This is a genomic window from Pseudomonas sp. GM21, from assembly GCF_000282215.1.
Classification (GTDB): Bacteria; Pseudomonadota; Gammaproteobacteria; order Pseudomonadales; family Pseudomonadaceae; genus Aquipseudomonas.
Genome location: NZ_AKJS01000111.1, coordinates 17,342 through 27,747, shown reverse-complemented (window position 1 = coordinate 27,747; position 10,406 = coordinate 17,342). Strand labels below are relative to the sequence as shown.

Sequence of the window (10,406 nt, the reverse complement as noted above, 5' to 3'; positions counted from 1 at the left end):
GGCTTGTACCTGCCACTGGCGTGGCCGAGCGAGTATGAATGGACGCTGCTCGGTGGCATCCTTGCCGCCGCCTTGCTGATGGGCAGCGTGCCGGCCTGGCGCGCGTATCGCCAATCGTTGGCCGATGGCCTGTCGATCCGACTATGAGGACGTTGAACATGCCCCGCGCCTTGCTTGCGCTGCTGATGCTGGTCGCCCTGCCCGTGTGGGCGGCCGAGCCGAAAGACCTGACCTGGTCGGAAATGATCCCGCCGGATGCCGCACCGGAAGTGCCGAACATGACGCCCCTGCACGACTTGTCGCAGATGAGCAGCACGCTGTCTGCCGAGTCGGCACCCGCCGCCAGACAGGACATGCCGAATGCGCCCGTGGTGAAGGACCTTGATGGTCAGAATATTCGCCTGCCGGGCTACATTGTGCCGCTGGAAGTCAGTGAAGACGGTCGTACCACGGAGTTTCTGCTGGTGCCGTATTTCGGCGCGTGCATCCACGTCCCGCCACCGCCGTCGAACCAGATCGTGCATGTGAAAAGCGAAATCGGCGTGAAGCTGGATGAGCTGTATCAGCCTTACTGGATCGAGGGGGCGATGCAGGTCAAGGCATCGACCAGTGAGCTGGCGGATGCGGGGTATCAGATGGAGGCGGACAAGATTTATGTGTATGAATTGCCGGAGTGAATCCGGCAATTGTGTATTGCACATAAGATAGCTATCGCGCGCAGGTCGAATCGTCGCACCGTCGCTCCCACAGGGATCACCTGAACCTTGTGGGAGCGAGCCTGCTCGCGGTGGGGTCCTCAAATACACACAAAAACCCCCATTACCGTTTCATTGAGCTGAGTCAAAAGTCCGTAGCAAGCTACCTTGTACTATCGGTACAACGAAAATTTATTACGACCTTTGGAGTCTCCATGCACAAGTCCCTGCTCAGCACTTCGCTGTTGGCCCTCGCGCTCACAGCCCCGCTCGCCCATGCCTTCGAGGCTGGCGATATCCTTATTCGTGCCGGTGCAATCACCGTGGACCCAAAAGGCGACAGCTCCAGCGTCAAGGTCGACCAAGGCCCGCTGGCCGGTGCTGACCTGGGTGGTGAAGCCACCCTGAGCAGCGACACGCAGCTGGGTCTGAACTTCGCGTACATGTTCAATAGCCACTGGGGGATCGAATTGCTGGCGGCCACCCCGTTCGAGCATGACGTGAAACTCAAAGGCACCGCCCTGGGCTCAGCGGCCAACGGTAAACTCGGCACCATTAAACAGCTGCCACCGACCTTGAGCGTCGTGTACTACCCGCTGGACTCGAAGTCCGCTTTCCAACCGTACCTCGGCGCCGGCATCAACTACACCGTGATCTACGACGAAAGCGTCGGCAGCGAAGCACAGGCCAAGGGCTTCAGCAACTTCGAAGCGGACAACTCGTGGGGCATGGCGTTTCAGGTGGGTGCTGACTACATGATCACCGACAACATCCTGATCAACGCCCAGGTGCGCTACATCGACATCGACACCACCGCGACCGTTGAAAACCACGCGATTGCGCCGGGCACCCGGGCCAAAGTCGATGTGGACGTAGACCCGTTCGTTTATATGGTTGGTTTGGGTTACAAGTTCTAAAGTACGTTCACGTGGTGGTGAACCTGGCCGTTGTAGACAGCGCCATAGAAGCGAATACCGGCCACAAAAAAGGCGCCTTTCAAGGGCGCCTTTTTTGTGGCCGCGAACATCTCAGCGCCCCAACAACCGCGCCAGGCCAACACTCATCGGTGTCTGCGCCGGGTAGGTAAAGCGCTCCAGCAAACGCCGATTGTTCGCCCGTGAATGGCGAATATCGCCAGAGCGCGCCGGGCCGTAGCTGATGGGCGGCAACTCACCGAGCACAGCTTCCAGCGCCTGCAGCATTTGCTTAAGGCTGGTCGCCTGGTTCCAGCCGACATTCACTGCCCCGGCTTCAACGTGCGGCTTTTCGATGGCCTGCACCAACAGCTCAATCAGATCCTCGACGTAGACGAAATCGCGCGTCTGCTCGCCATCACCGAACACGGTAATCGGCAGGCCCTGGCGGGCCCGCTCGCTGAAAATGCTGATCACCCCGGAATACGGCGAGGACGGGTCCTGACGCGGGCCGAAGATGTTGAAGAAGCGGAAAATCACTGGCTCCAGCCCATGCTGGCGACGGTAGAATTCGAAGTAGTGCTCGCTGGCCAGCTTGTCCACCGCGTAAGGCGTCAAAGGCGATTTGGGCGTTTCTTCGTCGATCGATTCACCCTCGCCATTGTTGCCGTAAACCGCCGCACTGGAGGCGAACAGAACGCGTTTGACGCCGGCCTGGCGCATGGCTTCGCAGACATTCAGCGAACCGATGAAATTGCTCTGGTGAGTCTTCACCGGGTCAACCACCGAGGCCTGTACGGAGGCCACCGCGGCCAGGTGCGCCACGGCGCTGCAACCGACCATCGCCTGAGCCACCAAAGCAGTGTCGGCGACATCACCTACGATCAGTTCGAGGTTGGGGTTATCCAGTGGCAGGTTGCTGCGTTTGCCGGTGGACAGGTCATCGAGAATGCGCACCGAATGCCCCTTGGCGAGCAGGGCATCGGTCAGGTGCGAGCCGATAAAACCGGCACCGCCAGTGATTAAAACAGGGCCGTCAGCCATGGCGATAAAACCTATCCAGAAGGCCCGGGAGTGCGGCGCGCCAGGCGCGAGGTTTGATCCCGAACGTGTGCAAAATTTTCTTGCAGGCCAGCACCGCGTGTTGCGGTTCTTCGGCGGCATCCGGACGCGTGGCGTGAGCCTGGGCGGTCGGCGCTTCAACAGCCAGCGGATGCAGGCTGCGTGCTTCGGTCAGGATAGCCTGACCCAGTGCCAGCGGCGTGGTCGCCTCATGGCCGGCGTAATGATAGGTGCCCCACAGCGGTGCCGCACAATCGAGTTGTTTGAGCACCGAGATGATCACACGGGCCGCATCGTCGACCGGTGTCGGGTTGCCCCGGCGGTCGTCGGCCAACAGCAGTTCGTCAGGTGTCTCGGCCCGCGCGAGGAAACGTCCGAGCGTGCCGTCAGGACTTTCATCGAGCAACCAGCCGAAACGCAGCAATACGTGCTGCGGGCAGGTCGCGCGGACGCTTTTCTCGATACGCCACAACGCCTGGCCGCGGAGCCCCAGCGGAACCGGTTCGTCTTTTTCGCTGTAAGCGGTGGCACGGGAGCCATCAAACACACGATAGCTGGAGGGTTGCAGCAGAACGATGTTGTGATGCTGGCACAGTTCGGCCAGACGCTCGACCGCACGCTCCTGCCCGGCCAGACGTTGCTCGCTGACCGCTTCCGCCTGAAACCAGTCGAAGTAGTAGGCGAGATTGATCAACGCGTCCGGGCGGGTGTCGTCGAGCAATTGCGTCAGGCTCGCGGCATCCCAGCCGTCTTGCGGGGGGCGGGGGGCGAGGAAGCCGATGTCTTCCTCCGCACCGAGGCGAATCAGCGCCTGCCCAAGGGCATTTCCGCCGCCCAGTAACATAAGGCGCATTCGCATAGAGTCAGCAGGCCCAGTCTGGTTGGAACGATGGCTTTATCGACATCGCCCGCGGGCAATGTCGTTGATAATTTCTGGAATCGTTGCATTTTGCGGGTTTAGTGCGCAACCGTCATCCGTAAAGTGTAGATCGCCGGGATTTGTGGTGCTGCTACTGGCCCGCGAAGAGGCCCTGGAGGTCGGCGAAGGTCTTGAGCGGTACTTGCAACTTCATTCCCCCACCCGCATAACTGCCCCCATGAATCTGCCAATCCCGACGGACAGCGCCCTGGCAGGCTTCCACCCCGCCGTCAGCGCCTGGTTCAGCAACACCTTCCCGACGGTCACCGCCGCCCAGGCCCGGGCGTGGCCGTTGATTCGTCAGCGGCGCTCGACCCTGATCGCCGCGCCCACCGGGTCCGGCAAAACCCTCACCGCGTTCCTCGCCGTTATCGACGAACTGGTTCACCGGGGCCTGGAAACCGACGACGGGCTGCCTGACGAAACCCTGGTGGTCTATGTCTCGCCGCTCAAGGCCTTGTCCAACGACATTCAGATCAACCTGCAAAACCCGCTCGCCGGGATCACCGAGCAATTACGGGTGATGGGCTTGCCCCCCTTGCAGATCAACACCGCCGTGCGCACCGGCGACACGTCGCAGAAAGATCGCTCGGCCATGCGCAAGACCGCGCCGCACATTTTGGTGACCACCCCGGAATCCCTTTACGTGCTGCTCGGCTCCGACTCCGGCCGACAGATGCTCGGCACTGCGCGCACGGTGATCGTCGATGAAATCCACGCCATCGCCGCCAGCAAACGCGGCAGCCATTTGGCCCTGAGCCTTGAACGGTTGCAGGCGCTGTGTGCGGAACCGCTGGTGCGCATTGGCCTGTCCGCCACGCAAAAACCCATCGAAACGGTGTCGCGCTTTCTGGTGGGTCGCGACCGTCCCTGCGAGATCGTCGACATCGGCCACGCCCGCCCACGGGATCTGGACATCGAAGTCCCGCCCGTGCCGTTGTCGGCGGTCATGGCCAATGACGTGTGGGAACTGGTCTACGACCGCCTCGCCACCCTCGCCCGCGAACACCGGACCACGCTGATTTTCGTCAATACCCGGCGTCTTGCCGAGCGCTTGAGCCGGCACCTGAGCGAACGCCTCGGCAAGGAGGCAGTGGCCGCCCACCACGGCAGCCTGGCCAAGGAGTTTCGTCTGGACGCCGAACAACGGCTCAAGCGCGGCGACCTGCAAGTGCTGATCGCCACCGCTTCGCTGGAACTGGGTATCGACATTGGCGACGTCGACCTGGTGTGCCAAATCGCTTCGCCGCGTTCGATTTCAGGGTTTCTGCAACGGGTCGGCCGTTCCGGGCACCAGGTCGGCGGTACGCCCAAGGGCCGCTTGTTCGCCACCACCCGCGACGACCTGATCGAATGCACCGCGCTGCTCGATTGTGTTCGGCGCGGCGAACTCGACACACTGCAGATTCCCACAGCGCCGCTGGACGTACTCGCGCAACAAATCATTGCCGAGGTCAGTTGCCAGGAATGGCCAGAGCAAGCGCTGCTGAAGATATTTCGCAACGCCTCACCCTATGCCGAACTCGACGAAAAACATTATCAGGCGCTGCTGCACATGCTCGCCGAGGGCTACAACAGTCGACAGGGCATGCGCAGCGCTTACTTGCACCGCGACGCGGTCACCCGCACCTTGCGCGGTCGCCGGGGCGCCAAATTGACCGCCGTAACCAGCGGCGGGACGATTCCGGACAACGCCGACTACAGCGTTTTGCTGGAGCCCCAAGGGCTGAACATCGGCAGCGTCAACGAAGACTTTGCGGTGGAGAGCATTGCCGGGGACGTGTTCCAGTTGGGCAATACCTCGTACCGAATCCTGCGGGTCGAAACTGGCAAGGTCCGGGTCGAAGATGCTCAAGGCCAGCCGCCGACCATTCCCTTCTGGCTGGGTGAAGCACCGGGGCGCAGCGCGGAATTATCGTTTGCCGTTGCTCGCTTGCAAGCGCACCTCGACGACTTGCTCGGCGCCACGCCAGGCAACCTGCAACCGGCCCTCGACTGGCTGACCGACACACTCGGCCTGAACGTCGCCAGCGCCGAGCAACTGATCGATTATCTCGCCCGGGCGCGCCTGACGCTGGGTGCCCTGCCGTCACAGGACACGCTGCTGATGGAGCGCTTTTTCGACGAGTCCGGCGGCACCCAACTGATCATCCACACCCCGTTCGGCAGCCGCATCAACCGCGCCTGGGGCCTGGCCCTGCGCAAGCGTTTCTGCCGCACCTTCAACTTCGAATTGCAGGCCGCCGCCAGCGAAGACGCGATCGTGCTGTCGCTGTCCACCAGCCACAGTTTTGAACTCGATGACGTCTGGCGCTACCTGCACAGTAACAGCGCCGAACATATCCTGATTCAAGCGGTGCTCGACGCACCGCTGTTCGGTGTGCGCTGGCGCTGGAACGCCGGCGTCGCCCTGGCCCTTGCGCGCTACAGCGGCGGACGTAAAGTCCCGCCGCAGATCCAGCGGATGAAAAGCGAAGACCTGATCGCCAGCGTCTTTCCTGATCAGATTGCCTGCGTGGAAAACCTCGCCGGTGAACGTGAAATTCCCGACCATCCATTGGTGGAACAGACCCTCGACGATTGCCTGCACGAGGCGATGGACAGCGAAGGCTGGCTGGCGTTGCTGCGGCGCATGGAACGTGGCGACGTGCGGCTGATCAGCCGTGATCTGCCAGCGCCGTCGCCGCTGGCGGCGGAAATCCTCAGCGCCCGACCCTACACCTTTCTCGACGATGCGCCGTTGGAAGAACGCCGCACGCAAGCGGTGCTCAACCGACGCTGGACCGATCCACAGTCCACCGACGACCTCGGAGCGCTGGATGCCGACGCGATTCAAGCGGTACGCGACGAGGCCTGGCCGGCACCCACTGGCGTCGATGAAATGCATGAGGCGTTGATGAGTCTTGCGTGCATCACCGATGCCGAGGCCCAGACTAATGCGCACTGGCTCGACTGGCTGAACGCCCTGGCCGACAGCGGTCGCGTCAGCCGCTTGCAGATCAACGCCGGGCAATCATTGTGGCTGGCACTGGAGCGGCTGACCTGCTTGCAGGCGATTTATCCACAGGCCACTTTGTTGCCGGCGCTGCAAGCGTTGCCCGGTTTCGATGAGGTTTGGGCGCCAGAGGAAGCCGTGCTTGAAGTGATCCGCGCACGACTCAGCGCGTTTGGCCCGCTGCCGCTCACCGCGATTGCCGAACCACTTGGATTGCCAGCGAATCAGGTCACCCAGGCGTTGGCGCAACTGGAACGCGAAGGCTATGTGTTGCGCGACCGCTTCACGCCCGGCGCAGGGGAGGAATGGTGCGAACGGCATCTGCTGGCGCGCATTCACCGTTACACGGTCAAGCGCTTGCGGCGGGAAATCGAGCCGGTGGCGTTGCAGGATTTCATGCGTTTTCTGTTCGACTGGCAACACCTGTCGGCGGCGACTCAAGGCCAGGGCAGCGCGGTGTTGCCCTCCATCGTCGGTCAGTTCGAAGGCTACCCCGCCGCTGCCTCAGCCTGGGACAGCGACATTCTGTCGGCGCGAATCAAAGATTACTCGCCGGGGTGGCTGGATGATCTGTGCCGCAGCGGCAAACTGGTCTGGACACGCCTGACCGCGCGCAACAAAGGAGCCGGCACGGCATTGCGCAGCACGCCGATTCTGTTGTTGCCGCGCAGTCAGGTTGGGTTGTGGAGCGGCTTGACCGAGCAGACACCGGTCAGCGAACTGTCACCCAAAACACAAAAGGTTCATGAGGCGCTCAGCCAACACGGCGCGCTGTTTTTCGATGAACTGATTCATGAAGCTCATCTGCTGCGCTCGGAACTGGAAATCGCCTTGCAGGAGCTTGTCGGGGCCGGATTGGTGAACGCCGATAGCTTCGCCGGATTGCGGGCACTGATTACCCCGGCCAGCAAACGCCAGAGTCGCAGCAGTCGACGCGGGCGTGGGGCGTTTGTCGGCGGGATGGACGACGCCGGACGTTGGGCCTTGTTACGCCGCCGGCCGGCCGCGCCGGTTGTGGATAGCCAACGTCCAGCGCCGACACCGACACCGACGGAGACACTGGAACACATCGCCATGACCCTGTTGCGGCGTTATGGCGTGGTGTTCTGGCGGCTGCTGGAACGTGAGGCGGATTGGTTGCCGAGCTGGCGCGAATTGCTGCGTACATTTCACCGGCTGGAGGCTCGGGGCGAGATACGCGGCGGGCGGTTTGTCAGTGGCTTGGCCGGTGAACAGTTTGCATTGCCCGAGGCCATTCCACTGCTGCGTGAAGTACGTAGGCGACCCCATGACGGGAGTTTGATCGCGGTGTGCGGGGTTGACCCGCTGAACCTTGCCGGAACGCTGTTACCCGGTGCGAAAGTACCGGCGTTGGCGAGTAATCGGTTGGTGTACCGCGATGGAATTCCGGCGGCGGCGGAGATTGCCGGCAAGCAACACTTTTGGCTGGAGCTGGATCAGCAAGCAGCTATTGAAATACGTAGTAAGTTGACTCGCCACTGATCGTTCCCACGCTCCGCGTGGGAATGCAACCAGAGACGCTCTGCGTCTCAAGAGCGGACGCGGAGCGTCCGGTGAGGCCATTCCCACGCAGAGCGTGGGAACGATCTGAAGAGTCACTGGGTACGCGGCTGATCCGGCATCAACACCGCCGAATGCTCCATCGCCACTTCGTCATCCTGCTCATCCACCTGCCGCTTGGGCATCAAAACCTGTTGTGGATAAGTCTGCGCGAAATGCACCCACGGGCAGTTATCCACAAGCTTTTTCAAACGCTGGTTGAATGCCCGACTCACCGCGTATTGACCTCCCGACACGGTGCGGAACTGCGCCGTCAGCACCACGCCATTGAGGTCCATTTTGTCGACGCCGAATACGTCCAGTGGCCCTTGCAGGTTGTACTTGAGAAACGGGTCGTCGCTGATCGAATGCCCGGCTTCGCGGATCAATTCAATCGCCTTGTCGACATCGGTGTCGTAGCTGAACTGCACCGAGAAGAACGCATAAGCGAATTGCCGGGACTGGTTGGTCACGGCCTTGATCTGGCCGAACGGCACCGAGTGCACAAAGCCCTTGCCATCGCGCAGACGCAGGGTGCGGATGGTCAGGCCTTCGACCGTGCCGGCATGCCCGGAATCGAGCACCACCCAATCACCAATCGACAAGGTGTCTTCGATGATGATGAACAACCCGGTGATGACGTCCTGCACCAGTTGCTGGGAGCCGAAACCGATGGCCAGCCCCACCACCCCGGCGCCGGCCAGAAACGGCGCGACGTTGATCCCAAGGTTAGCCATGGTGGTGATCGCACAGATCACCACCAGCAGGATTTTGATCGCATTGCGCAGCAGCGGCAGGATGGTTTTCACCCGCGTACTTGGCTGGCGTGCTGAGCGTTTGTTGACCGGTGGCTTCAGGGCTTCCTGAATCGTCGTGTCGAGCACCACCCAGACCATCCAGGTCACCAGGAAAATCAAACCGATGCGGCCCAGCGAATCACTGATCGCTCGCCCGACCGTATTGCTCATCGCGAATTCCAGGAGTGACACCCCCCAGATCCGCCCCAGGATATCGATGAACACAATCGCCATGCCGATCCGTAGCAACGCGTGTGAAAGGCTCAGAAAACGCTCTTTGTAGGCATTGCTGCGACGCGCCGCTTGCTCGCTGCGGGACTTGAAAAGGTGATGCAGTGACGTGCTGAGAAACACCGTCGCAATCAACAAGACGGTGGTGAACAATGCGCTGCGCAGCACCTGCTGATTGTCATCGCTGATGCTGACCAGATTGATGACCGAGACCATCACCATCAACAGGATCGGCCAGTACCACAGGCCGGAAAAAATCCGCAACGTCTCGCGCAATGCCGGCTGTTTGAGGCGCTGGGCCAGCGGCAGAATGCGGATCAGATGCGCGACCGGCCGGCGCATTTTGATCACCAGCAGACCAAAGGCCATCGAGGCGCCCAGACCGGTCAATACCGCCACGCTGCTGGTGAGATTGCTGCCCAACTGATGGGCAATCTGCGGACTGGTCAAAGCATCGCTGATGGCAACCAGAAAGCCGATTGCAAACAACGGCCGTGGGCTGAATTGACGAAGGATCTGCACCGCACGGCGTTTGTGGCCGGCATTGAACAGGACCACCAATGTCAGCACCAGCGAGGCGGCGAAGATGCCGCTGCTGGTGGCATAGGCGAAACACAATGCCAGGGCCCGGCCGGCGGACACTGGCAAGTAGTGGCTGACAATGATCGTCAACGGCAGGCTCACCAGCGCCGGAATGCTGTAAGGCAAGGCATAACCGAGCACTGCCCGACCGCGTTCGCGGGTGAGCAACAAACGATGCCGGCTCAGACGCGTGGCCAGCAGCCCGCCAAGCAGCCAGAGCAATGCAAAGACACCCGCCCACACGCCGGACAACAGCAGGAAATCCCCCGCCACGCTCCAGCTGGAACGCGCCGATGGATGATTGACCAGTTGATCGACTTCATCGGCTGCGCGATCTGCGCGCAGACGCCAGGCATCGACCAGTTCCTCGTTGAGATCAAGTTTACCCTCGACCTCATCGATGCTCGAACTGATCGCCCCCAGCAATCCACCCTGGACCAACGGCTGCGGGTGGGCCGCTGGTGTCGCGGCGGTGCTGGTCGCCGGCAAGCCCGGTATCGCCGCCGCTTGCAGGCCGACGCTAGCTGTCATGAGCAGTAGCGCCAGCAGTATCGCAGTCTTGAACTGATGCAAACGCAGTGCTCCTTTTGAATAGTCGTAGTAGGCGAAAGATCGCAGCCTTCGGCCGCGCCTACAAGCGTAAATCGGCTA

The 10,406-nt window shown here is 61.6% G+C and carries 6 protein-coding genes and 1 pseudogene; 4 read left to right on the top strand and 3 right to left on the bottom strand.

The window, feature by feature from the left end; all coding sequences use genetic code 11:
* The 3 genes and pseudogenes from PMI22_RS31415 to PMI22_RS10765 all read left to right on the top strand — a co-directional run.
* Positions 1-147: pseudogene (locus PMI22_RS31415) on the top strand (ABC transporter permease); the annotation flags it as partial.
* A gap of 11 nt (positions 148-158) precedes the next feature.
* The gene (locus PMI22_RS10760; protein WP_007946886.1) at positions 159-677 is read left to right on the top strand and encodes a DUF3299 domain-containing protein; all 519 of its coding nucleotides are present in this window, start codon (positions 159-161) and stop codon (positions 675-677) included.
* Positions 678-910: 233 nt separating this feature from the next.
* Positions 911-1,612 (top strand): OmpW/AlkL family protein, encoded by a 702-nt coding sequence (locus PMI22_RS10765; RefSeq protein WP_007946885.1) that lies wholly within the window; start codon positions 911-913, stop codon positions 1,610-1,612.
* 111 nt (positions 1,613-1,723) lie between these two features.
* Here PMI22_RS10765 and PMI22_RS10770 read toward each other — a convergent pair whose 3' ends face one another.
* Positions 1,724-2,653 (bottom strand): NAD-dependent epimerase/dehydratase family protein, encoded by a 930-nt coding sequence (locus PMI22_RS10770; RefSeq protein WP_007946884.1) that lies wholly within the window; start codon positions 2,651-2,653, stop codon positions 1,724-1,726.
* Positions 2,646-3,530 (bottom strand): sugar nucleotide-binding protein, encoded by an 885-nt coding sequence (locus PMI22_RS10775; protein WP_007946883.1) that lies wholly within the window; start codon positions 3,528-3,530, stop codon positions 2,646-2,648. Before PMI22_RS10775 ends, PMI22_RS10770 begins: the two co-directional genes overlap by 8 nt.
* Before the next feature lie 238 nt (positions 3,531-3,768).
* Here PMI22_RS10775 and PMI22_RS10780 point away from each other — a divergent pair, with 238 nt between their 5' ends.
* On the top strand, positions 3,769-8,088 hold the full coding sequence (locus tag PMI22_RS10780; RefSeq protein WP_033049388.1) for a DEAD/DEAH box helicase: 4,320 nt from the start codon (positions 3,769-3,771) through the stop codon (positions 8,086-8,088).
* Between the two features lie 113 nt (positions 8,089-8,201).
* On the opposite strand, the gene PMI22_RS10785 is transcribed toward PMI22_RS10780, so the two are convergent.
* The gene (locus PMI22_RS10785; protein WP_007946881.1) at positions 8,202-10,328 is read right to left on the bottom strand and encodes a mechanosensitive ion channel family protein; all 2,127 of its coding nucleotides are present in this window, start codon (positions 10,326-10,328) and stop codon (positions 8,202-8,204) included.
* Positions 10,329-10,406 lie beyond the last annotated feature (78 nt).

Coding starts and splice junctions, on each gene's coding strand:
- PMI22_RS10760 (WP_007946886.1), top strand. CDS start 159: ATGCCCCGCGCCTTGCTTGCGCTGCTGATGCTGGTCGCCCTGCCCGTG.
- PMI22_RS10765 (WP_007946885.1), top strand. CDS start 911: ATGCACAAGTCCCTGCTCAGCACTTCGCTGTTGGCCCTCGCGCTCACA.
- PMI22_RS10770 (WP_007946884.1), bottom strand. CDS start 2,653: ATGGCTGACGGCCCTGTTTTAATCACTGGCGGTGCCGGTTTTATCGGC.
- PMI22_RS10775 (WP_007946883.1), bottom strand. CDS start 3,530: ATGCGAATGCGCCTTATGTTACTGGGCGGCGGAAATGCCCTTGGGCAG.
- PMI22_RS10780 (WP_033049388.1), top strand. CDS start 3,769: ATGAATCTGCCAATCCCGACGGACAGCGCCCTGGCAGGCTTCCACCCC.